Genomic DNA, 23,647 nt, shown 5'->3' with positions numbered 1-23,647 from the left:
TACTCTCCTGTTTCTGGTAGCCTCGCCAGCCTTTCAAGCGGTCGTATATGTTTTAACCCCTTGGATTCGCTAAAAAGGGTGATTTTAGCCAGCTCGACGCCATTTTTAGTAACGTTAACTGACCCGTGCTCTGGCAACACGGACTATATATTACAGGTAAACAAATGAGCGAAAGCTTTGCAGAACTCTTTGAAGAAAGTTTAAAAACCGTCGATATGGTTCCTGGAACCATTGTTACAGGCGTTGTTATCGATGTAGACCAGGACTGGGTTACAGTTCACGCAGGTCTGAAATCTGAGGGTGTTATTCCCGCCTCCCAATTCCTTAACGAAAAAGGTGAACTAAGCCTAAATGTAGGTGATGAAGTTCAGGTTGCATTGGAAACTGTTGAAGATGGTTTCGGTGAAACTCGCCTTTCTCGTGAAAAAGCTAAGCGTGCAGAAGCTTGGAAAGTTCTTGAAGCTGCTCATGAAGCTGAAGAAGTTGTTACCGGCCTTATCAATGGTAAGGTTAAAGGTGGTTTCACTGTTGACGTTGCAGGCATTCGTGCCTTCCTACCAGGTTCTCTGGTTGATGTGCGTCCAGTTCGTGAGACTGTTCACCTTGAAGGCAAAGAGCTTGAGTTTAAAGTTATTAAGCTTGATCAGAAGCGTAATAATGTTGTTGTATCTCGTCGTGCTGTTATGGAGCAATCCAACTCCGAAGAGCGTGAAGAGTTGTTGGCTAGCCTGCAAGAAGGTATGGCTGTTAAAGGCGTGGTTAAAAACCTTACTGACTACGGTGCCTTCGTTGATCTTGGTGGTGTTGATGGTCTTCTTCATATCACTGACATGGCTTGGAAGCGTATTAAGCACCCAAGTGAAATCGTTAATGTTGGCGATGAAATCGACGTTAAAGTGCTTAAGTTTGACCGTGACCGTAACCGCGTATCCCTAGGCTTGAAACAGCTTGGTGAAGATCCATGGGCGTCTATCACTAGTCGTTACCCAGAAGGTGCGAAAGTTAAAGCTAAGATCACTAATCTTACCGATTACGGCTGCTTTGCTGAAATCGAAGAAGGCGTTGAAGGTCTTGTTCACGTATCTGAAATGGATTGGACTAACAAAAACATTCACCCATCCAAGGTTGTTAACCTAGGTGATGAGGTTGAGGTTATGATCCTGGATATCGACGAAGAGCGTCGTCGTATTTCTCTTGGTATCAAGCAATGTCAAGAAAATCCATGGGATTCATTCTCTTCCCAGTACAGCAAAGGTGACAAGATCTCTGGTAAGATCAAGTCTATTACTGACTTCGGTATCTTCATTGGTCTTGAGGGTGGTATCGACGGTCTAGTTCACTTGTCCGATATTTCTTGGAACGAAGCCGGTGAAGAAGCGGTTCGCAAATTCAAGAAAGGTGATGAGCTTGAAACGGTTGTTCTTGCCATCGATCCAGAGCGTGAGCGTATCTCTCTAGGCGTTAAACAGCTTGAAGAAGATCCTTTCTCTGCTTATGTTGCTGAAAACGACAAGGGCGCTATCGTTAAGGGTATCGTTAAGTCTGTTGATGCGAAAGAAGCTGTTATCACTTTAGCTGATGACGTTGAAGCAACGTTGAAAGCGTCTGATTTGAGTCGTGATAAGGTGGAAGACGCCCGTAACGTACTTAAAGAAGGTGACGAAGTTGAAGCCAAGATTACTAACGTTGATCGCAAAAACCGTGCACTTATCTTGAGTGTTAAAGCGAAAGATGTTGATGAAGAGAAGGCTGCGATTAAAGAGCATTCAGCTAAGCAGGCTGAGCAAGCTGCTCCAGCAACGATTGGTGACCTGATTAAGGCGCAAATCGATAGCCAGGAAAATCAATAATTTGGTGGTTTTCTAAGCTGTATGCCTATGTAAATCAAGAAAAGCGGCTACCTAAGCCGCTTTTTTTATGAGTTTTGCGCACGAAACTGTGATTCTTAAAACTTATTGCGTTTAGTTGTGTAAAATGGCGAACTCAAACGATATCAAACACTTAGCGACCTAGCTCTGGTGTTCTCATTCAAAACTGTTTTGACTATGTAAGGAAAAGTGATGGACTTTGCTAATCCAGTGATTGCTGTTATTGGTATGGGCTATGTGGGCCTGCCTTTGGCTGTTGAATTTGGGAAAAAGTATCAAACGATAGGCTTTGATATTAATCCGGCTAGACTTAAGGAGCTCAATGATGGGCATGACAGTACGCTAGAAGTAAGTGATGAAGAGCTGGCTGAAGCAGAAAAATTGAGTTACACAGCTGAACTTGATGATCTTAAAGCAGCGAATGTGTACATTGTAACTGTGCCAACACCGATTAATGAGCATCGACAACCAGACCTAACACCTTTGATTAAAGCCAGTGAATCCATTGGTAAAGTGTTGAGTAAAGGCGATGTAGTGATATATGAATCCACGGTTTACCCTGGAGCAACAGAAGAAGACTGCGTGCCGGTTCTTGAGCGGGTATCGGGTCTTAAGTTCAATGAAGATTTCTTCTGCGGTTATAGCCCTGAGCGAATCAATCCGGGTGACAAAGAGCATCGTGTTACCAATATTTTGAAAGTGACTTCAGGTTCAACCCCAGAGGTGGCAGAGGGTGTCGACACTCTATATCGTTCTATCATTACAGCGGGCACCCATAAAGCCTCATCGATTAAAGTTGCTGAAGCGGCAAAAGTGATTGAAAACACGCAGCGTGACGTTAATATCGGTTTGATTAACGAGTTGGCGGTTATCTTCAATAAACTGGGCATTGATACCGAAGAGGTTTTGAAGGCAGCTGGAACTAAGTGGAATTTCTTGCCGTTCCGTCCCGGTCTTGTTGGCGGCCATTGTATTGGTGTTGATCCTTACTATCTTACACATAAAGCTCAATCGATCGGTTATAACCCGGAGATCATTCTTTCAGGGCGCCGTCTAAACGATAATATGGGTAAATATGTCGTTAGCGAGCTGGTGAAAACGATGCTTAAGCGTCGAATTCATGTGGCTGGGGCTAAAGTATTGTTGCTTGGTTTGACTTTTAAGGAAAACTGCCCGGATATCCGTAACACCAAAGTGGTGGATATCGTTGCAGAGCTACAAGACTATGGTGTTGACGTTGATGTCTGTGACCCGTGGGTGGATGCAGCAGAAGCGCAGCATGAGTATGGTATTACGCCAATAAGTGAACCCGCAAAAGGTGATTATGATGCGGTAATCCTTGCGGTTGCGCATAAACAATTTGCTGAGATGGGGGCTGATGCTATTCGTGCGTATGGTAAGGCTGAGCATGTTTTATACGATTTGAAATATGTGCTACCTTCAGACGCCGCTGATATTCGACTTTAAGTAAGGGATTATTGTGAGTAAGTATTCAGAACTTCAAGCAACTTTGCTTGAGTCTTCTAAAGTGTGGCTGGTCACCGGTGTGGCCGGCTTTATTGGTTCAAATTTGCTGGAAACCCTGTTGAAGTTGAATCAAACCGTAGTGGGGTTGGATAACTTCGCTACCGGCCACCAAAAAAATCTGGATGAAGTGCAATCGCTTGTATCATCGGAGCAATGGTCTCGTTTTCGTTTTATTGAGGGCGATATTCGTAACCTGGATACCTGTAAGCAAGCGTGTTCTGGCGTGGATTATGTATTGCATCAGGCGGCGCTTGGGTCAGTACCTCGTTCTATCAATGACCCGATAACCTCAAATGAAACCAATATTTCTGGTTTTTTGAATATGTTGGTTGCGGCCAGAGATGCAGAAGTAAAAAGCTTCACATACGCAGCATCAAGTTCAACTTATGGCGATCACCCCGCATTGCCCAAAGTGGAAGAGAATATTGGTAGGCCTCTTTCCCCGTATGCCGTTACTAAGTATGTGAATGAGTTGTATGCAGATGTCTTCGCGAAAACATACAACTTCAAAACTGTGGGTTTACGTTACTTTAACGTATTTGGTAAACGTCAGGACCCAAACGGAGCTTATGCTGCTGTAATCCCCAAGTGGACTGCGGCTATGATTGCGGGTGAAGAGGTTTTTATTAACGGTGATGGGGAAACAAGTCGGGATTTTTGCTTTATTGAAAACGCCGTGCAAGCCAACCTCTTGGCGGCTACCGCTTCAGATGAGGCAAAAAATGAAGTCTATAATGTTGCTGTTGGCGACAGAACAACGCTAAATGTGCTGTTCGATAGCCTTAAGGCTTCTCTAGCTAAATTAGATGTTGTTTATGGACTTGACCAAGTATATCGTGACTTCCGAGCAGGTGATGTACGACATTCCCAGGCTGATGTGTCAAAAGCGGCGCGTTTACTTGGATATCAACCAAGTCATAGAATTGCCGAAGGTATTGAAGAGGCAATGCCTTGGTACATTGCAAACGTTTAATTGAACTCTAAAGATAATTCTAAGCGGTCGATGACCGCTTTTTTAATTGGGGTGTAGATGTCCGTGTCTTTTGATAAGCAAAGCTCAAAAGTTATTCCTGTTATTCTTTCCGGCGGAAGTGGAACCCGCTTATGGCCTAAATCAAGAAAGGCATATCCCAAACAGCTTCATAAGTTGTATGGCGAATACACGATGTTGCAGCATACCGTAAAAAGAGTTGGGCATTTATCTGCTCCTATAGTTATATGTAATGATTCCCAGCGTTTTATGGTTGCTGATCAGTTAAGTCATGTATGTGTTGAAAAGCCGACTATATTGCTAGAGCCAGTCGGAAGAAATACTGCGCCAGCTATTGCTCTGGCTGCCTTTGCGGCCATAGATCAAGATCCTGGGGCAATTTTGTGTGTGTTTCCTGCGGATCACATGATTAAAGACGTAGAAAGCTTTAATTGTGCATTGAGTGCGGCGGTAGAGGTTGCCAGAGAAGAAAAAATAGTTACATTCGGTGTAATCCCTAGTAGTCCTGAGATCGGGTATGGGTATATTAGGTCTGAGAAATTGGATGTTAATGTCCATAAAGTGCTTGAATTCAAGGAAAAGCCTGATCGAGAAAAGGCGTGCGAGTACGTCAAAAGTGGGGAATATGCATGGAACAGCGGGATGTTTGTTGTAAAAGCAAAGTGTTACCTTGACCAGTTAAAAAAATATCACCCTGAAATAGTTGATCACGCCCATTCGTCTTATAGCAAAGCTGAATGTGATCTTGATTTTGTAAGGGTACCTTTCGATGAGTTTTCTCGATGCGAGGATATATCCATTGACTATGCGATCATGGAGAAGACTGATGAAGCATACCTTGTTCCGTTAGACTGTGGATGGAGTGATTTGGGGGATTGGAATGCTATGTGGCAAGTCTCGGAAAAGAGTGGCGATGGTGTCGCTAGTTTGGGCGATGTGATCTCTTTGGATTGTAGTGATTCTTTTCTTCACGCTGAAAAGAAACTCTTAGTCGCTATAGGTGTAAAAGATCTTGTGGTTGTGGATACAGATGATGCTCTTTTGATTGCTAATAGGGGAGATACCCAAAGAGTTAAAGAGGTGGTTGATAAGTTGGGGGCGGGCAATAGATCGGAGCTTGCTTCTCATCGAAAAGTTCACCGTCCCTGGGGAAGTTATGACTCTATTGATTCTGGTGATCGATATCAGGTCAAGTGCATAGAGGTAAAGCCTGGAGAGAGTCTTTCGTTACAGATGCATCACCATAGGGCTGAGCATTGGATTGTGGTTACAGGGACTGCGCTCGTACAAAAAGGAGACAAAGAGGTTCTTTTAACTGAGAACCAATCTATATATATTCCACTGGGCGAAAAACATCGCTTGTCTAACCCGGGTAAATTGCCTCTTCAGCTGATTGAAGTGCAAAGTGGGAGCTATTTAGGTGAGGACGATATTGTAAGGTATGAGGATGGCTATGGCAGAGTTTAAGTTGCATGATAAAAAAGTACTAACTTTTATAAGAGAGAACGACTTTTGATGAGAAGGATTAACAAGATTCTCATAGTCTTTGGTACTCGCCCAGAAGCAATAAAAATGGCTCCTGTGGTTAAACAGTTGGTCAGAGTTGAAAATGTTGATGTAAGAATCTGCGTAACAGCTCAGCATCGGGAAATGTTGGATCAAGTGCTAAATCTTTTTGATATTGTGCCTCATTATGATCTTGACCTAATGACCAGTAAACAAACGCTTAATCAAATAGTTTCAAAGGTTCTTTGTGGAATCGAAGAGGTGATTGCTGAGTTTAATCCTGATTTGATGCTTGTGCACGGGGATACAACAACAACCTTTTCGGCATCATTGGCCGCCTATCACTCAAAGGTTGATGTTGGGCACGTAGAAGCGGGTTTAAGAACAGGTGATATTTATTCCCCTTGGCCTGAAGAAATAAATAGAAAACTAACTAGCTCTATTGCGAAATACCATTTTGCTCCGACTGATTTTGCGAAGGAGAACTTGATTCGAGAAGGGGTGGCGGAGAGTTCAATCTGTGTAACAGGGAATACTGTTATTGATGCATTGTTTTATACTCTCGATTACTGTGCTGATGATAAGCGATTTGAAGATACTCTCCACGAAAAGTACAAAATTGACTTTAGCAAGAAGTTAATTTTGGTTACGGGTCATCGTCGAGAGAATTTTGGTGAAGGTTTTCAAAATATATGCAAAGCAATAGGGGATATTGCAATTAGGAACCCTGATGTTCAACTAGTTTATCCTGTTCATTTAAATCCAAATGTTCAAGAGCCTGTAAAAAGGGTTCTGGAAGGGTTGCAAAATGTATTATTAATACCTCCGTTGGATTATCGTAAGTTTGTATTTCTAATGTCCAAGGCATATTTGATTCTTACTGATTCAGGAGGAATTCAAGAGGAGGCCCCCTCGTTAAACAAGCCTGTTCTTGTTATGCGGGATACAACAGAGAGACCTGAAGCGGTTGAATCAGGAGCCGTTAAAATTGTGGGGAATCAAACTAAATCGATAGTATCAGGAGTTGAGATGTTGATACAGAATGCTGAAAAATATAGGGAAATGAGTTCTGCTGTTAACCCGTACGGGAGTGGGGATGCATCTCAAAAGATTGTTGATTATTTATTTGGTTAAATTTTTAGTCTAATGGCATATAAAATTCAGAAGGTGGCTATGATGACGAAATCAGAATTGATTGAACGAATTGCTGAGTCGCAAGACCAGCTTTCAGCAAAGGATATAGAGCTTGCTGTTAAGCTGGTTCTAGAATATATGTCTCAAAGTCTCGCTACAGGTGATCGTATTGAAATAAGGGGGTTTGGTAGTTTTTCCTTACATTACAGAGCCCCAAGAACAGGGAGAAACCCTAAAACTGGTGAATCAGTTTGTCTGCCAGGAAAGTTTGTGCCGCATTTCAAGCCCGGTAAGGAACTGAGGGATAGGGTGAATGAGAAATTATCAGGTGCATGATTGCATTTCTCTTGGTCGTACCATTGTTTTTCCTTTAAATTATGTCTTTTGGATATGAACTGTTGGGATACTCAAAAGTGATATATTTGGGTTCGGTTTTAATACTGTCATGCTTGCTCTGCTTTTTGATGATTAGAATGTTGTCTCCTATTTCAGTATTAATTAATCTGGTAGATAAACCTGGAGGCAGAAAACTTCATTCTGGAAATGTACCTCTGATAGGTGGTTTGTGCATTTATCTATCAGTAGGTTTGATCGCAGTCCTTTTTGTAGAAAGTGTCTTATTCACCCGAATATTTGTTGTTGTTGGTGGGTTGATAGTTTTAATGGGGATGCTTGATGATAAGTACCATTTAAGTCCAGGTTATAGATTGGTCGCGCAATTGCTTATTAGTTGTATCTTTGTATATGGCTTGGAAATACACATAAAATCTTTGGGAGCGATATTTGAGTGGGGCGAGATACAGTTAGGGATACTTGGATATCCTGTTGCTGTCTTGTCATTAATGGGGGTGTCAAATGCAATGAATATGATGGATGGTGTTGATGGTCTTGTAGGTGGTATTTCGATTGTTTCTTTTTTGGGAATGCTTTTTTTGTTTGGCCTATCTGGCGCAAAAGTTGATTATTTGATCTGTACATCATTTATAGGAGCTTTGTTTGCGTTCCTATATTTTAACTTGGTTGCAATAGGGGCAAGTACAAAAAAAATCTTTATGGGTGATGCAGGTAGTATGTTTTTAGGGCTCTCGATTGGAGTTTTTTGTATTAGAGGGTCCCAAGGGGAGGGGGCGTCATTTCCTCCGGTGGTTGCTCTTTGGTTAGTATTTCTTCCCTTTCTTGATATGGTGACCATAATTTACAGGCGACTTGTACGAGGTAGCTCTCCACTTTCACCTGATAGAACACATTTGCACCATATTCTTCTAAGGGCTGGCTATAGCCCAAGAGAGGTGCTTTGTATTATTTTGATTGTTCATGCATTACTCGTTACTTTTTCGATCATTTTGTTGATGCTTGGTGTGAGCGAAATGGTTAGTTTAGTGGCTCTCTTATTGGCCGGTGTTATTTATCAAGTTTTTATGTCCCGGCTTTGGTTTTTCTTTCGATTGCACAAGGCAAGAAGAAGAGCTCATGCATAGCCTTAACCGGAAGTTTTGCTAACTGGATCGTTTAGATATAGCCGAGTTTTCGAATAAATATTTGGGAGTTGTGGCAATAAATTTGATTTCAATGGCAAGCTGTTAATATTGGTACAATTTGATAATGGATAAAAATGAGAACCAAGTAAGTAGTGTGGGTGCAGTCTGTCATTCAAACGCTAGTTCAACAAGCAGCGCTATGTTTGAGGAAAATATTGATCTAATCAATGTTGATTTAATAGATATTGTTTCTTTATTGTGGGGAAACAAATACACAATTCTGATTTCAACTTTTTTGATTGTGGTATTAGTGGCTTTGTACTCAATTTATATTCCAAATGTGTATAAATCAGATGCGCTCTTGGCCCCTGCTGATACCGGGGATGGTTCAGGAATTGCTGGCCTGGCAGGTAATCTAGGGGGGCTTGCGAGCTTTGCAGGGATAAATATTTCAGGTAGTGGGGATCATAGAACTAGATACGCAATCGAAAAAATGGTTTCCAGAGATTTTATCGTTCGCTTCATAAAAAAACATCAGATTGGCGTCGATTTAATTGCTTCTAAATCGTGGGATAAAGACAATGATAGATTGATTTTGGATTCAAGTATATTCAACAAAGAAGGAAATAAATGGATTTCTAAGCCTCCAACAGATGAAGAGTTATATAAGGCATTTGTAGATAGACTTTCTGTTGACAAGAATTCGAAAACGGGGTACGTCTATGTGTCACTTGAGTTCTATTCCCCAGCACATGCTCAACGTTGGTTGACAATGCTTATTCAAGATATAAATACGCATGTCCGGGAAAAGGAGGTTCTAGAGGCTACAAGAAGCATTGAATATCTTTCAAGCCAACTGAGTAATACATCCGTTGCTGAATTAAGAGCTGCTTTTTATCAGCTAATTGAAGAGCAAACAAAAAAAATAATGTTGTCTGAGGTTCGAGAGCAATTTGTTTTTGATATGGTCGATCCGCCTAACACTCCAGACAATAAATTTAAACCCCGTAGAGCAGTTATGGTAGTGGTGGCTGCGTTGTTGGCTAGTATCCTCACTTCTTTTGGTTTGATTATTTTTTTTATGATTAAAGTAAAGCTTACTGGGAAGGTGCGCGATACTTTTCGGTGAGTTTAATAATGTCGTGACTTGTAGATAAGGATCTCAGAGTTGAGAAAGGTTAAGAATTATATTTTAAAAAAAATACCAAAAAAAATTAAGTATCGCCTAAAGGCCGATTTAGGGTTGTCCGGCTATCCAAGTTGGGCGAAAATAATTTCAAATTCTAGTTTGGAATGGGATAAGCTTGTTTTTGATGTTGAGAAAAGTGGCAGTAAAAGAATTTTAATTGCCACTAGTTCTGGCGGTCATAGAGCTGGAAATATTACAGAGAGTGCTATAGCTGCTAGTTTGATACAGCGTGGTGTTGCTGTAGATGTTCTCTTGTGTGATGCCGCTTTACCTGGTTGTATTATTTCTGAATACCAATACGTAAAAAATGAACTGGATGTTTTTTTTAGAGAGGGGCCCAATGGAGTAGGGCTGTGCTACGGTTGTCACAAGCAGGCTGCAAAGATGTGGTCAGAACTTGGGGTGAATGTTCTTAATTATAGTGACTACATTAGTGATGCTGATAGAGGTATATATGAGACTCTATCTAGAGAGTTAAGCTTTAGTGATATTCTGGAGTATAGGGATGATAATGGCTATTTTATAGGAGAACATGCTAAAAGTGGTGCTTTACGGTTTTTATGTAAAGGCGAGCTTCAAGAGGGAGATTATCAATCAGAGCAGGCTCTAAGGAAGTACTTTGTTTCTTCTCTGGTGGTGGCGCATGTTATGAAGACTGTTCTCGGAGAAAGAAAATATGAGGCGATGGTGTGTTTTCATGGAATTTATGTGCCCCATGGAGTTATTGGAGAGGTGTGCCGTAAAGAAAGTGTCAGGGTAGTTAATTGGAATACTTCATATAGAAAAAGAAGGTTTATTTTTTCTCACGGAGATACATATCATAAGACGATGATCTCTGAGCCTGAAGTCGATTGGAAACACTTCGAATTTACTGATAGCAAAAAGCAAGAGATTACTGATTATCTTGTGAGCAGAGAAAAGGGTACGGGTGATTGGCAGCAGTTTAACGAAAACCCAGAAGAATCTATTACGTCATCTGCTCAACTTAGTTCATTAGATTTTTCAAAGCCAATAGTTACTCTCCTACCTAATGTAGTGTGGGACGCTCAGTTGCATTATTCATCCAATGTCTTTGAAAGTTTAATTGAGTGGGCTTTGTATACTGTTGAGTATTTTCAGAAAAGGAGGGATGTTCAGCTTATTGTTAGAGTTCATCCAGCTGAGATTAAAAGGCATAGCCCCTCGCGGCAACCACTTGAACAAGAGATTAGAAATCGTTTTCCAGTTTTGTCGAGCAATATATTTATTGTGCCGGCAGACGATAAGGTTAGTACATATAGGCTAGCAGAGGTGAGCGATACTACGTTAATTTACGGCACGAAGACTGGGATTGAGCTAACTTCGAGAAGTCAAAATGTTGTTGTTTGTGGGGAGGCCTGGATTAAGGGAAAAGGTTTTACGACTGATCCTGTAACTCCAGAGGAGTATGAAAAAATACTTGATCAAATTCCGTTTGGTCGAAAGCTGTCGCCGGGTCAAACAAATGATGCGCTTAGGTTTGCGTACCATTTTTTTAATCGGCGCGCTATTTATCTTGACTTCCTTAAAGAGACAAAAGACTCGATGGCTTTTAACCTGAATATCAATGACCTGGAGGAGCTTTCTCAAGGGAGAAATAAAGGACTTGATGCTATTTGTGATGGTATAGTTAACGGAAGAAAATTTATTGTCGATGATTAACTTTATGGGGGTGAAATGAGCGACATTACTGCTATTATTCCTGCAAGAGGCGGGTCTAAGGGAATTAAGAAAAAAAATCTTTCGCCATTTGGTGGTGGTTCGTTATTGTCAGAGGCAATTGAAGAAGCAAGGAAAAGTCGATTTATTAGTAGGTTAATTGTAAATACAGACGATGATGATATCCAGAAAGAAGCGGAGAGAGTCGGTGCGGATGTGATACGGAGGCCTGAGGATATGGGGTCGGATATTGCAGAGGTAGACCCTTTGTTAAAGTGGACTTATAACCAGTTAGATGTAAAGCCGAATATAATGGTTCTATTATACTGCACTGCACCTCTGCGGACTTTTGAAGACATTGATTCCACTATTGAGCTGGTACAAAGTGGAAGTTATGATTCCGCACTTACCTTAGTTGAAGATCATTCTTACTTGTGGAAAAAAGTGGGTGATATTTTCGTTCCTCAGAATTATATACCAAAAAATAGGGCTGCTAGGCAGACTGAAAGCTGGAATCAGTTTGTAGAAAACAAAGCTGTATATGCATTTAAGGCCGAGGGTTTTATTGAAAATGACTGCAGGCTTTATGGACGAGTAGGGGCTGCTATGATGCCTGCATTCCGTTCGATAGACGTAGATGATATAGAAGATCTTAATTTGGCTAGAATGATCAGGCAGTGTTATGGCGAAAGTGCTGAAAATAAGTCCACTTGATAATGTAGGGGTTGCACTTGGTTCAATTAGCCAGGGTGAAGAGTTGATTATTGAGGGTGGGCATGTGAGTGCCAAACTGTTTTCAATATCGGAGGTTCCTGAAGGTCATAAAATTGCGCTACAGACTATTAATAAAGGAGGCTCCATTATCAAAATGGGTATTGATATTGGTTTGGCTTCAGTCCAGATTGAAACTGGCGTTCATGTTCACCACCATAACCTAAGTTCCAGATTTATCTAAAGCTGAGAATTATATTATGAATGTGTCGCTATATAGTTCTCCCGCGGATGCGAGATTATTTGGGTATAGACGTTTGCATGGGGGAGTGGGGTTTAGAAATTTGTTTCTTGTTGTTGCCGTAGCTCCTTGTGTGGAAGGGTATCTAAGGAAGCTAACATATAGCACTACTGTCAAGTTTATCTCTCATAGGGAGCAATGTACGAGTTCTCCAGAGTTTGTTAGTCAACTTGGTGGAATGCTTTCATCGGGGAACGTAATGGGCCTACACTTAGTTTCGATGGGGTGCGAAAGTATTGAAATCGACAAACTAGAGGGCATTGCATTAGCTCTTGGTATTGATGTACAGCGGAGCTCTGTTCAATCGTCTGGAAGTGTTGATCAGTTAATATTTGGAATAAGTAAACATATTCATTCCTTTGAAAGGTCTATCCAGAAATTGGAGAGAGAAGCAGTCGAATGGGGTGATGTGGTGCTAGGTATTAATTGTGGAGGCTCAGATTATACGAATAGTATTGTGTCTAACCCTTTTTTAGGGCGAGTGGTAGAAGCTATTATTAATCTGGGGGCGAGGGTAATTGCTAGTGAGCCAGTTGAGTTGATTGGTTTGGAGTCTCAGATCAAAGAAAAATGCTCTAACGATAAGGTATTTAAAAAAATTTTTAGTAAAATTCAGCAAGAACAGGAAGATCTTTTATTGAGTGGTCAACTGAACTCTGTAATGGTGGAAGGTAATTTTTCTGGTGGGTTGACAACAATCGAAGAAAAGGCTGCTGGTTCTTACTCAAAATTTTCGTCGTCAATTATCGTAGATGCTTTGTCTGTTGAAAGAGGTTACGCCGAAAAGGTCGGTAACAAACCTGGGGTTTATTTTCAATTGGGGACGCACCAGGAACCTCAAGTAATTACCTTAATGTCTGCCGCCGGGGCTCAAGGAGTATTGTTTTCTACTGGTCGAGGTGGTGTTTTTAATCATCCATTTTGTCCAGTATTTTCATTTTGTGGGAACAAAGAAACCTGTAAAAGTATGAAGGGAATGTTTGATTTTCCAGTAGTCTTCGAGGATTTGCATTCGACTGAGTCTTTAGATCGAGCTATAGGTATGATTGCAGAATGGTTGTCAGGGATCGAATCAATATCTGAGTCAAACTGCTTAGATAGTTTTGACTTTTATTATAAACGGTAAAGGTAGGCTGAATGATTCTCATTACGGGAGCCGCTGGGGTTTGCGGGGAAATTTTGCAAGAGGAGTTTCCCAGAGCTCGATATACTGACGCTTCAGATTTTATACTATTGTCCAGCAGTTCAGAGAAATATGTTGGGGATCTGTCTTGTAAGAAGTTTAGGAAGCTAGTTTTGGGGGGAGTAAAGATTCTTATTCATTTAGCTGGCGCGTCTAAAACCAACAGTAGTTGGGAAGATGTATATAAAAATAATATTGAGGTTTGTTCAGGGTTGTTTCTTGATGCGGTTTCTGAAGGAGTTGAGAAGATTATATTTGCAAGTTCGAACCATGTTGTAGGTCAATTTGAACTCAAGAATTCTCCTGATATCTACTTCGAAGATGTTGGTGTTTCGTTAAAAGGCCTGGAGCAGCCATGTCCAGACTCATATTATGGTGTGAGTAAGAGTTTTGGTGAATCTCTGCTGTCTTATCTGTCTTTTGAATTTGGAATCCAATCCATAGGCCTACGGATTGGTGCGGTGTTACCAAAAAGTGAAGACAGGGATACTGCGTATGCAGAGCGTTATACTAAAGATACTGAATGCCCTTCTTCAAATAGAATCAGAGAGTTGGAAAAAAGATTAAGTTGTTTAAGAGTTAGTAATGATCGCTGGAGGGCGGGCATTCGTAGTTTGATTGAGTCTGAATGGAAGGGTTATGTCACAAAAAACTGGGTTGGAGACGGATATTCATGGATGGAAAATGAGGTAAATGCATGAAGAACGTATCAGTTATTGTCAGAACAAAAAATGAAGAAGAGTGGGTATCTCTATGCCTTAAGGGGATTAAGGATCAAACTACAGAAAGAGAGATAGAGGTTGTTCTTGTCGATAATTTAAGTACGGATGCGACTGTGAAAAAGGCTGTTAGTGCGTGGCCTGGTTTAACTTATGTCGAAATCGATCAGTATAAGCCTGGAGATTCTTTAAATCGTGGTATCGCTAAGGCTAAAAATGAAATCATAGTCTGTATTTCTGCACACTGTATTCCTGCTAATAAATATTGGTTGGAAGCTCTGTGTTGCGAGCTGGAATTAGAGGGGGTTTGTGGGGTATATGGAAGACAGATTCCATTAGAGTCAACCGAAAAGAGTGACGCTAGAGATATGTGGATTACATTTGGATTGGATCGAAGGGTTCAAATCAAAGACCCATTTTTTCACAACGCTAATTCAGCCTTCTATAAATCTACATGGGAAGAATTGCCCTTTGATGCTCAGCTTACTAATCTTGAGGACAGGGTTTGGGGTAAAATGCAAATAGACAAGGGGAATAGAATTATTTATACCCCTGAGGCAGTTGTCTTTCATCATCATGGGATACATCAAAACGGAAACAATAAGAGATGTGACGGAGTTGTTGACGTAATGATGAATCTACACTCCAATGATGCTGAGTTTAATGGTTTTGAAAATCCTTACAAATATCAGAAGTCATTAATAGTTGTCCCTATATCAAAGAGATACGGTGTTGTTGATAAACTAGGTTTAGAGCAGGCCGCCCCAAAGTTGAAAGAGGAAAAGGGCTTCGACATTCTAGTGCTCCCTGATTCTGATAATGTTGCTGAATTCGCACAGAGTCAAGGGTTTTATGTGCCATATACCAGGAAGTACACCGATCCAGCAGTTGTTCCTCCGTTAATAGATGATTTAGCAAAATTACTTGAGCACTTGGAGTCAATGAACAAGTTTTACGACTATATTGCTGTTGCAGAGATGATCTATCCAAATAGGAGGGTTAAACTATTCACAGAAATGAGAAATCAGTTACGAAAAATCGGAGCCGATTCTATCGTGGCCGCTTGGCCGGAAAAAAGACCTATAATGGTTGAAAGTTCGACAGGGTTGAACCAGCGTTATGATGATTATAAGCATTCATACATGTCTAGGAGACCTGTGTATATAGGTGTTCCTGGATTGGGTGTAATTACTAAACCTCAATTGATCCGCGAAGGGCGCTTAATTTCTGAAGAGACAGCAATTTTTGAAGTTCAGAGTTGGTCAGAAATAAAAGAGAAGAAAAAGTAGTCAGATCTTGGTGCTTTTATTAAATTAGGAATTCAATTGAGTAGTGTATTAATTGTCCGCATTCTTGCGACTGGTGGCATTCAAATACTGAAGCTGGTAACTTTCTTGTTGTTGCTTAAGGCGCTTAGTAGTAGAGAATTTGAGTATTTTTATTCCACATTAAGCTTGCTTAGTATTGTTCAGCTACATGCTATTGGTTTTCCTGTGTATGCAAAAGATCTTTATTTAAAAAGAAAGTTAGAGTTGGACTCCTTAAAGCTAGGGCTATGCACAATATCTTTGATGATTGTTATCTTGAGTTTTTTGCTACTTAGCTTTGTGGAGCGCGAGTTTCCATACCTGGCAGTTGTTGCATTGCTATTGTTTGTTATGAGGGTTGTTGCTGGATATGTGGAGCTATTTTTAAATGTAACCCATCAATATGGTAAGTCTTTAGTTTTTTCTTTCTGTGTTGAGCTGATATTTTTATTTTTCGTGTTGAAAGTTAAAAGCTGGAGTGATATTCCGGGTTTTTTCTTTGGGTACAGTTATTTCGTGGCTTTATTAATATGTCTCTATTTTTGCGCTGTTTGGGTTCTAGTACATGTCTTAAGGAAGTTTCCAGTATTCCTCGATAATATTTGGAACTTGGCAAAGTTCTCGGTGATTGAGGTGTCAAGCGTTATCGCTTTTGGATTGGATTTGTTTTTCGCAAGCATAGTTTTTGATGATAGCGGCTTTATAGTTTATGCAACGATTGTCAGATTGTTTTCTCCAATTCCACAATTTCAGGGTATGGTAAGTCGGTATCTTTGGGCAGCGGGCTATAACAGAAATCTTGGTTGGGCGTCTTTAAACTATCAAAGTCTTATATCTACATTAATAAGTGTGGTTGGACTCATTTTGTCTGTGTTGTTGGCAAAGTACATTTTTGGTTGGTTTGATATTGAAGTCGATTTGGTTGATAACATTCCATTGGTGGTGGTTGTTTGTTTAACATATTTTTTTATTGTTTTAAGTCGGCATGCGAAAAATCTAGCAAACTCTAGAGGAATAACTCATCAGATATGGATGCCTTATAGTATTGGGGTAAGTCTTTTTGCTGTGGTTCCTGTGATATTATATTTTATAGAATTTGATGGTGCAGAGCTGGTTTACTTAATTGCTCGGGCTTTATTATTTGGATGGATATCATTGTTTATTTTTAATTTGGTGCGGAACAATAATGAGAAAAATTCTGGCGAAAAGGCTATTAGCTAATTCAAAGTTAAGCGTTGTGGATGTAGGTTGTGCTTTTGGTCCGTCTCACAAGTTTAATAAGGTACTTGAATATGTCGATTTTGTTGGGTTTGATCCGTTTTCAGATAACAGTAGGTTGGAGTGGAAAGGCAAAGAAAAGCTGAATTCCGTTAGAATTGTAGAAACAGCGTTGTGGCGAGAAGAGTCTAGACAGCCATTCTATGTAACCAGTAAGTCGGCCTGCTCGTCACTTCTAATGCCGAATGAGAGTATTGTTAATGAACTGGGTATGGGCAAGCAGTTTAAAATAGAAAAAACTCTGGATGTGAATACTCAGAGGCTAGATCAGGTTTGTAGTAGCTATGATTTCTTGAAAGTTGACGTGCAGGGTGGTGCGCTAGAAGTTTTACAAGGAGCAGAAGAGACTCTCTCTTCAGCTCTTGTTATTGAGGTGGAATCCGAATTTTATGAACTTTACAAGAATCAACCTAAAGTTGGAGATGTAGTGGCTTGGTTGAAAGAGCGTTCATTTTGGTTGATATCTTTTTGTGATTTAAAGCATTTGCCTGCTAGTGGTGGTAGTTTTAAGAGTTTGGCTTATGGTGATCTACTTTTTTTAAACAAAAAAAAGCTTGCTGACGGAGAAATTAATTCCCTGAAAAAGGCAATGATGTTGGGTATTATTGTTAATTCGCCAGAGCTGGTGTTAATTGCGGCAGATAGGTATAGAGAAGTTCATAGTGATACCCCCTTAGATGCTAGCGTTCGATTTTATTTAAGCTGGTTGGCGATGAAAGAAAAATTAATTAGATATGCTAAGTTGCTATAAGCCTAGTAATTTCTATACGCTGATTATATTGCTTTGTACTTTTTTGAGTGCTCTTAGTAGCCGTATTCTTATTACTTACGGGCGAATTACGGAGGATTTACAATATTACATCGATGTTGAGGTGGGCGAGCAATTTACTAGGTTGGGGTTGGATAAGTCCTATGTGTTTTATTTTTTGAAATTGTTTGATCGGCCTGAGGATCGAGTTGCAGTTCTTGTCGTTTTGTTAAGTTTTTCATTCTCTCTTGCGTATGCATTAGTGAAGGAAAAGTACAACGATAAGGCTTTTTTTGAACATTTGGTTTGGGGGGTGATGCTTGGTGCCTTTGTGTATTTTGCTCAGATAGATACTCATTTGGTAAGACAGCAGCTTTCAATTTATTTTGGATTTGTTGCAATACTTCTTGGTCTGCGTAACTGGTTTGTGAGTATTCCTGTAGCGATTCTTTCTTTGATGTTTCATGAAATCGCAATTGCTCTTTACTTGTCGTTGCTTACTATTCGTTTTCTCAAGCCTAAGCGGAAGTGGTTGTACGTTTTTAGTTTCTTTCTATTTCTTTCGTCACTATACGTGATGTTAAATAATCCCACGGGATATACCTATGTTCTGGTTGGGGTGGCAGGATGTAATTCCATACTGTGGGGGCGATCAGACCCTACAGTTGATTCAAGATATTCTGATGTCGTACTCTTTTTTATGCTCGTTTCTATAGCTTTGGCACTGGTGACAAGCGGAAATGCTGTAACTTTGGAGCGTTTTACTGTTCTCTCCACGGTATTGTTTTTATGGTTATTTATGGCGGTTAGAAACTGTTATATATTTAATATGATCCGGATTAATGTATCAGTACTATTACCGCTAATGTTGTTGGCAAGTATTTATTATTTTTTATATTTCTATGCGTATATTTGAATTACATACAACGTTGCGCCCATGTTTAAGTAACGATGCTGATCTTGAAGAGATGAACCCTTTACTTAAATCTGTTCCCAAGGGGTTTAGTGTCTGTATATATAATAGACCAGATGATTTGCCAATGGGTAGTAAATACCTTGGTAGTTTGGTGCAAGGGTTTGATAAGAAACGACCGAATCTGGGTGATTACATTAAGCGCGGTGGTAAAATCATTGCAATTGCTAACAGTGATATTGTTATTCCAGTTGATTTTTATTCAGCACTTGTAGAGTTTGAAGAGACTGATGCAATACTGGCTGGAACTCAGAGGTATGATGTTCCTGAAGAGCTGTTTGATGACCAGTTACTCAAGAATCAAGTGTTAGTTGGGCGTTATTTTAAACTTCAGTCAAAGAGAACAGTTGATCTATTTGCAATCCGAACTGAATTTTTTCATGAGCTTTCAGATACTTCACCTGGCACTGTCGGCTTTGATAGTGGATTATTGGCACATGCGTATAGTACCGGTGGTAAGGTGTTAGATATGTCCCGCAGATTTAAAGTGTATCATAAGCATCATGAAGACTTTCGAGTTCCATTTAGTAACAATTTTATTGTTGAGTTGAATGATCAGGCAGATTTCTCTGAAGGCAGAAAAGCAGAATATTCTAAACGCTGGTATGGTGGGTGCTTGAGTCGAGCTGACTATATGTTAAATGCTCAGCGAGGTAGATTAAAAAAGCGCCACTTTCCACATATTAGGCTTAAGCTCGAATCCCTAAAGATACGAACAGTAAATTATATTGATAGAGTATTGTTTTCCTTGAATAGAAGTATTGTGAGATTTTTTTTACGGTTTTCTACTTTATCTTCCAGGCCAGTTCAGTTAACCATTTTGTCGCTATTTAGGTATCGTTTTGTGTTACCTTCTTTATTTAATGCTCGGGGAGTTGAAATTACACCTGATAGCGGGGTTGAAGACTTAATGCGTAGTGTGGCAGCTTGTGAACTTAAATCCGTTGTAAGTGAAATTCGTCAAGTCAATCGAATCTGATAAGTTACTGAGTTTTTAAATGAGTACTTTTTCACCAATAATGGTTTTCGCATATAATAGGCCAGATCATTTAAAAAAGACTTTGTCTGCTTTAACGTTATGCCTAGATATAGAGCAAACGGAAGTTATTGTAGTGGTAGATGGCGAAAAAGGGGAGGTGGATAAGCATAAGGTGGCAGAAGTTCGGGATGTTGTAGAGCTATTCTCCAGTAAGTTCAGTAAATTTAGTTCAGTGATTAAACGATCAAATATGGGATTGGCACAATCGATAAGATCTAGTTTAAATTCTGTATTTGAAGATGTTGATTCGGTTATTGTCCTCGAGGATGATTTGCTTGTTTCGGAGGACTTTATACTTTATATGAACTCCGCACTTAAAACTTATTCTAATAACCCTCTTGTAGGCTCAGTGTCTGCGTACTGCCCCAAATTAACGATAAACTCAAAATACGATAATTTTTTTCATCCGCGACCAACGTCTTGGGGATGGGCTACATGGAAGGATCGGTGGAGCCGAGGTATATGGGAAATAGAGGAGAAAGGAGTGTTGTCTCGATTATTATTGAGGTATGGGTTAAATAAGGGAGGCCAGGATTTATATCGAATGTTGCAACAGCAGGAAAAAGGAATCATTAATAGCTGGGCTATTCTATGGGCATATACTCATTACAGGCATGAGTGGCTAGTTAGCTATCCATACTATTCCCGGATTCAAAACGTTGGTTTTGGAGAAGGGGCTACCCACTGTAAAAGTGAAAAAAATCCTTACCCGATAAGAATGGTGGATGCCTCACAAGTAAGAGATATATATGAGCTTAGATCGAGGGTCTGCAAGCAGGGAAATGAAGTAAGAAATGTAAATTGGTATTTTAGCAATGCTTTCAAGGTTTTAAGCAAACTTGGTTTTTTCTAATATGGCATATGAATTACTGGGTTACAAGGTCTCACGATCTTCTGTCGCGGACATCACTCAGATCGCATTGAATCAGCATGACTGTATGGTAATCAATACCATAAATCCTCATTCGTATGCTGTTTCGAAGCATGACCATGAATTTCAAATTGCATTAAATGAGAGTGATATCCTTATTCCCGATGGTATTGGGATTGTGCTAGCTGTGAGATGGTTGTGGCGTGATCGGATTGACCGTATAACAGGGTATGATTTATTTATTGAAATGGTTTCCACGCTGAACGGGTGTGGAAGTGGGAGAGTATTGTTTGTTGGTTCTACGCTTGATGTATTAGGGGCAATACAAAAAAAACTTTCCTCTGATTTTTCTAATATAACTCCTTACATATATTCGCCCCCTTACAAGGAATCCTTTAATAGCGATGATATTGAGAATATTCGAAATGAAATCGCAAAAGTTCGGCCTGATATAGTCTTCTACGGTTTGACAGCTCCAAAACAAGAAAAAATGATTAACGCTGTTGGTAAAGTAGATGGCGTTAAAGTTATGTCTGGAATTGGAGCTGTGTTTGATTTCTATGCTGGAAAGGTGGGAAGGCCGGCAGATTTTTGGTGTGCATTAGGTATTGAATGGCTCGTACGTTTGCTAGGAGAACCTAAAAGGCTATGGAAGCGAACTCTTGTTTCAGCCCCTGTCTTTATGTTTGATCTTGTCCGGGAAGTTTTTTCAAAAAGAGTGCTAGAACGATGAATGTGCTATTTTTAGGTCATCGTACTCCTCCCAGGCATGGCGCGGCTCTTGTCGGTGATTTTGTATATGCGTTGTTGGTGAAGTTTGGCTATAACGTTCGATGTTCGAATGTTTCTTTATCTGATGAGGTTGCGGACATAGGTGGGTTTTCAATAAAAAAAGTACTTAAGATTTTTGTGCTTTCTATCGGTCTTATACGGAGCTTTTATTCAGCCTCCCCCGATGTGGTTTACTTAACCCCATCTGTAGCGGGAGCGGCGATATTAAGAGATTTCGTTTTGGTTTTCCTAATAAAAGCTTTATCTTTTTCTGGAAGATCTAAACCCAAGGTTGTATGCCACATTCATATGAGGCCGAACCTCATATCAAGTTGGCTTGTTCAACGAATGTGCAAATTTGTTCTAAATGAGTCTAGAATTCTTGTGGCCGATAAGTCTCTTATTTCGGATTTGAAAAAGCTCGGTGTACAAGAAATACAATGCTCAGTGATACCTTACGCTGTTTCCCCCTTGCTCAGTGAAGAAAAGTTTGAGCGTGTGTTAAGGGAAAAATATAAGTCAGCAGACCAACCCAAAAACGTGCTCTATATGGCCCATATGCTCCCGTCAAAGGGATATCGCAGAGCTCTTGAAATTGCGAAAGAATGCTTGAAAGCTAGAAAAGATATTGTTTTCCATTTTGCGGGTGCTGTTGATGAAGTAGAAAGAGCTTTTTTTCAAAATTATATTGATACTCATAGCCTCTCTGAATATGTCCGTATCCATGGTAGGGTTGATGATGATGAAAAGGAGTCACTTTTTTCTAAAGCACATGCAATGATATTACCTTCATATAGCGAAGCATATCCATTAACTATACCTGAATCCCTTTCGGCAGGTGTCCCAGTTATAGGAACTAATACAGGTGCAATTGATTCGATTATTGGAAAGCAGTTCGGAAGAACAATAGATCAAGAGGATGAATGTGCTTACGTCAAGGATTTTGCAAAGTCCTTATTGTTTATAATGGACATCTGGGGGCTGGAGAACTCCTTAGTTGCTAGAGAGTATTATGAAAGTAATTGGACGAGGTCTATTTTTGAGGCGCGATTCCAAAAGTTCATTAAATCAGTGTAGATAAAACGTGGAGATCTTTTAATCGTTTTTAACGATGTATATGTTGAGGTCGTGTACCAAACTCAGATATAAGTCTGGTTGCTTGTTTTTACATGGCTGACAGAAATTCATTGGTTTTCTTTTTTGTTTTGATGGTTTTTTTAAACCGGTACAAGTGGAATATTGACATGACTAGAAGGGCGCTTATTACAGGTATAACTGGGCAGGATGGTTCTTATTTAGCAGAGTTCTTGTTAGGCAAAGGATATGAGGTACATGGAATTAAGAGACGGTCATCTTTGTTTAACACACAGAGAATCGACCATCTTTATGAGGATCCGCACGATGACCCGAGGTTGATACTTCACTATGGGGATTTAACAGATACATCTAATCTGACTCGTCTAATGAGGGAAGTTAAGCCAGATGAGGTGTATAATCTAGGCGCTCAAAGTCATGTTGCAGTGAGCTTCGATGCTCCCGAGTATACTGCAGATGTAGATGCATTGGGTACCTTAAGGCTGTTGGAGTCCATCCGGTTTTTAGGATTAGAGAAGAAAACAAGGTTTTATCAAGCGTCAACCTCAGAGCTCTATGGGCTTGTTCAGGAAACACCTCAAAAGGAAACTACTCCTTTCTACCCGAGATCCCCTTATGCTGTGGCAAAGCTCTATGCGTATTGGATTACTGTAAACTACCGTGAGGCGTATGGAGTTTATGCCTGTAACGGAATCCTGTTCAATCATGAATCTCCACTGAGAGGAGAGACATTTGTAACTAGAAAGATAACCAGAGGCTTGGCAAATATCGCGCAGGGCTTAGAGCAAACTTTGTACTTGGGCAACATGAATGCTTTGAGGGATTGGGGGCATGCTAAAGACTATATTCGTATGCAATGGATGATGTTGCAGCAAGATATCCCTGAGGACTTCGTGATTGCTACTGGGGTGCAAACTTCTGTAAGAGAGTTTGTTCAGATGGCTGCAAGTAATTTGGGAATTACTATCGAATTTAAGGGAGACGGGCTTGAGGAGATAGGAGTTATTGCACACGTGCAGGGCGATAGTGCTCCAGGGGTGACCGTAGGCGATGTAATTGTTCGTGTCGATCCTAGGTACTTTAGGCCTGCGGAAGTTGAAACCTTGCTAGGGGATCCATCTGCTGCGAAGTCAAAGCTAGGTTGGTCACCCGAAGTCTCTGTAGAGGATATGTGCGCAGAAATGGTGTTATCTGATTTGGAGAGCGCAAAACAGAAGGCGCTTCTTCGATCCCATGGGTATAAGGTGTCCGTCTCAAGAGAGCGATAATTTTTTAGCTCTT

At 40.3% G+C, this 23,647-nt stretch carries 22 protein-coding genes; all 22 read left to right on the top strand.

Annotated elements, in window-relative coordinates; translation table 11 throughout:
* Positions 1-164: 164 nt before the first annotated feature.
* The 22 genes from rpsA (at position 165) to gmd (ending at position 23,634) form a co-directional block, all read left to right on the top strand.
* Positions 165-1,850, top strand: coding sequence for a 30S ribosomal protein S1 (rpsA, locus tag P5V12_RS12860; RefSeq protein WP_316953487.1), 1,686 nt, complete (start codon positions 165-167; stop codon positions 1,848-1,850).
* A gap of 210 nt (positions 1,851-2,060) precedes the next feature.
* Positions 2,061-3,335, top strand: a complete 1,275-nt coding sequence (gene tviB / locus P5V12_RS12855; protein WP_316953486.1) for a Vi polysaccharide biosynthesis UDP-N-acetylglucosamine C-6 dehydrogenase TviB — start codon at positions 2,061-2,063, stop codon at positions 3,333-3,335.
* A 13-nt stretch (positions 3,336-3,348) separates the two neighbouring features.
* The gene (locus tag P5V12_RS12850; protein WP_316953485.1) at positions 3,349-4,368 is read left to right on the top strand and encodes an NAD-dependent epimerase/dehydratase family protein; all 1,020 of its coding nucleotides are present in this window, start codon (positions 3,349-3,351) and stop codon (positions 4,366-4,368) included.
* 57 nt (positions 4,369-4,425) lie between these two features.
* Positions 4,426-5,853: a mannose-1-phosphate guanylyltransferase/mannose-6-phosphate isomerase gene (locus P5V12_RS12845; RefSeq protein ID WP_316953484.1), complete on the top strand. Its 1,428-nt coding sequence runs from the start codon at positions 4,426-4,428 to the stop codon at positions 5,851-5,853.
* A 48-nt stretch (positions 5,854-5,901) separates the two neighbouring features.
* Complete coding sequence (wecB, locus tag P5V12_RS12840) at positions 5,902-7,026, top strand: non-hydrolyzing UDP-N-acetylglucosamine 2-epimerase (protein WP_316957428.1); 1,125 nt, start codon at positions 5,902-5,904, stop codon at positions 7,024-7,026.
* A 42-nt stretch (positions 7,027-7,068) separates the two neighbouring features.
* Positions 7,069-7,362 carry an integration host factor subunit beta gene (ihfB, locus tag P5V12_RS12835; protein WP_316957427.1) on the top strand — a complete coding sequence of 98 codons (294 nt, stop codon included), beginning with the start codon at positions 7,069-7,071 and terminating at the stop codon, positions 7,360-7,362.
* A 137-nt stretch (positions 7,363-7,499) separates the two neighbouring features.
* Positions 7,500-8,504: an undecaprenyl/decaprenyl-phosphate alpha-N-acetylglucosaminyl 1-phosphate transferase gene (locus P5V12_RS12830; RefSeq protein ID WP_316953483.1), complete on the top strand. Its 1,005-nt coding sequence runs from the start codon at positions 7,500-7,502 to the stop codon at positions 8,502-8,504.
* 124 nt (positions 8,505-8,628) lie between these two features.
* On the top strand, positions 8,629-9,633 hold the full coding sequence (locus tag P5V12_RS12825; protein ID WP_316953482.1) for a Wzz/FepE/Etk N-terminal domain-containing protein: 1,005 nt from the start codon (positions 8,629-8,631) through the stop codon (positions 9,631-9,633).
* Positions 9,634-9,672: 39 nt separating this feature from the next.
* Entirely contained in the window at positions 9,673-11,373 is a 1,701-nt protein-coding gene (locus P5V12_RS12820) for a capsule biosynthesis protein (protein WP_316953481.1), read from the top strand.
* A gap of 15 nt (positions 11,374-11,388) precedes the next feature.
* The gene (locus tag P5V12_RS12815; protein ID WP_316953480.1) at positions 11,389-12,084 is read left to right on the top strand and encodes an acylneuraminate cytidylyltransferase family protein; all 696 of its coding nucleotides are present in this window, start codon (positions 11,389-11,391) and stop codon (positions 12,082-12,084) included.
* A complete protein-coding gene (locus P5V12_RS12810; protein WP_316953479.1) occupies positions 12,053-12,325 on the top strand; it encodes a UxaA family hydrolase in 273 nt (90 codons plus the stop codon). The genes P5V12_RS12815 and P5V12_RS12810 overlap by 32 nt, the downstream gene beginning before the upstream one ends.
* A gap of 16 nt (positions 12,326-12,341) precedes the next feature.
* On the top strand, positions 12,342-13,508 hold the full coding sequence (locus P5V12_RS12805; protein WP_316953478.1) for a UxaA family hydrolase: 1,167 nt from the start codon (positions 12,342-12,344) through the stop codon (positions 13,506-13,508).
* Between the two features lie 11 nt (positions 13,509-13,519).
* The gene (locus P5V12_RS12800; protein WP_316953477.1) at positions 13,520-14,266 is read left to right on the top strand and encodes an NAD(P)-dependent oxidoreductase; all 747 of its coding nucleotides are present in this window, start codon (positions 13,520-13,522) and stop codon (positions 14,264-14,266) included.
* Positions 14,263-15,573 carry a glycosyltransferase gene (locus tag P5V12_RS12795; RefSeq protein WP_316953476.1) on the top strand — a complete coding sequence of 437 codons (1,311 nt, stop codon included), beginning with the start codon at positions 14,263-14,265 and terminating at the stop codon, positions 15,571-15,573. The genes P5V12_RS12800 and P5V12_RS12795 overlap by 4 nt, the downstream gene beginning before the upstream one ends.
* Before the next feature lie 36 nt (positions 15,574-15,609).
* A complete protein-coding gene (locus P5V12_RS12790) occupies positions 15,610-16,812 on the top strand; it encodes a hypothetical protein (protein WP_316953475.1) in 1,203 nt (400 codons plus the stop codon).
* Entirely contained in the window at positions 16,778-17,620 is an 843-nt protein-coding gene (locus tag P5V12_RS12785; protein WP_316953474.1) for an FkbM family methyltransferase, read from the top strand. The genes P5V12_RS12790 and P5V12_RS12785 overlap by 35 nt, the downstream gene beginning before the upstream one ends.
* 121 nt (positions 17,621-17,741) lie before the next feature.
* Complete coding sequence (locus tag P5V12_RS12780) at positions 17,742-18,533, top strand: hypothetical protein (RefSeq protein ID WP_316953473.1); 792 nt, start codon at positions 17,742-17,744, stop codon at positions 18,531-18,533.
* A gap of 124 nt (positions 18,534-18,657) precedes the next feature.
* Positions 18,658-19,569: a hypothetical protein gene (locus P5V12_RS12775; protein ID WP_316953472.1), complete on the top strand. Its 912-nt coding sequence runs from the start codon at positions 18,658-18,660 to the stop codon at positions 19,567-19,569.
* Between the two features lie 19 nt (positions 19,570-19,588).
* Positions 19,589-20,482 carry a hypothetical protein gene (locus tag P5V12_RS12770; RefSeq protein WP_316953471.1) on the top strand — a complete coding sequence of 298 codons (894 nt, stop codon included), beginning with the start codon at positions 19,589-19,591 and terminating at the stop codon, positions 20,480-20,482.
* Positions 20,483-20,567: 85 nt separating this feature from the next.
* Positions 20,568-21,233, top strand: coding sequence for a WecB/TagA/CpsF family glycosyltransferase (locus P5V12_RS12765; protein WP_316953470.1), 666 nt, complete (start codon positions 20,568-20,570; stop codon positions 21,231-21,233).
* Complete coding sequence (locus P5V12_RS12760) at positions 21,230-22,348, top strand: glycosyltransferase family 4 protein (protein ID WP_316953469.1); 1,119 nt, start codon at positions 21,230-21,232, stop codon at positions 22,346-22,348. The genes P5V12_RS12765 and P5V12_RS12760 overlap by 4 nt, the downstream gene beginning before the upstream one ends.
* A gap of 167 nt (positions 22,349-22,515) precedes the next feature.
* On the top strand, positions 22,516-23,634 hold the full coding sequence (gene gmd, locus P5V12_RS12755) for a GDP-mannose 4,6-dehydratase (RefSeq protein WP_316957426.1): 1,119 nt from the start codon (positions 22,516-22,518) through the stop codon (positions 23,632-23,634).
* Positions 23,635-23,647: the final 13 nt, after the last annotated feature.

Origin of the sequence: Teredinibacter sp. KSP-S5-2, assembly GCF_032773895.1 — a bacterium.
Classification (GTDB): Bacteria; Pseudomonadota; Gammaproteobacteria; order Pseudomonadales; family Cellvibrionaceae.
This window is presented reverse-complemented; position numbering and strand designations above follow the sequence as displayed.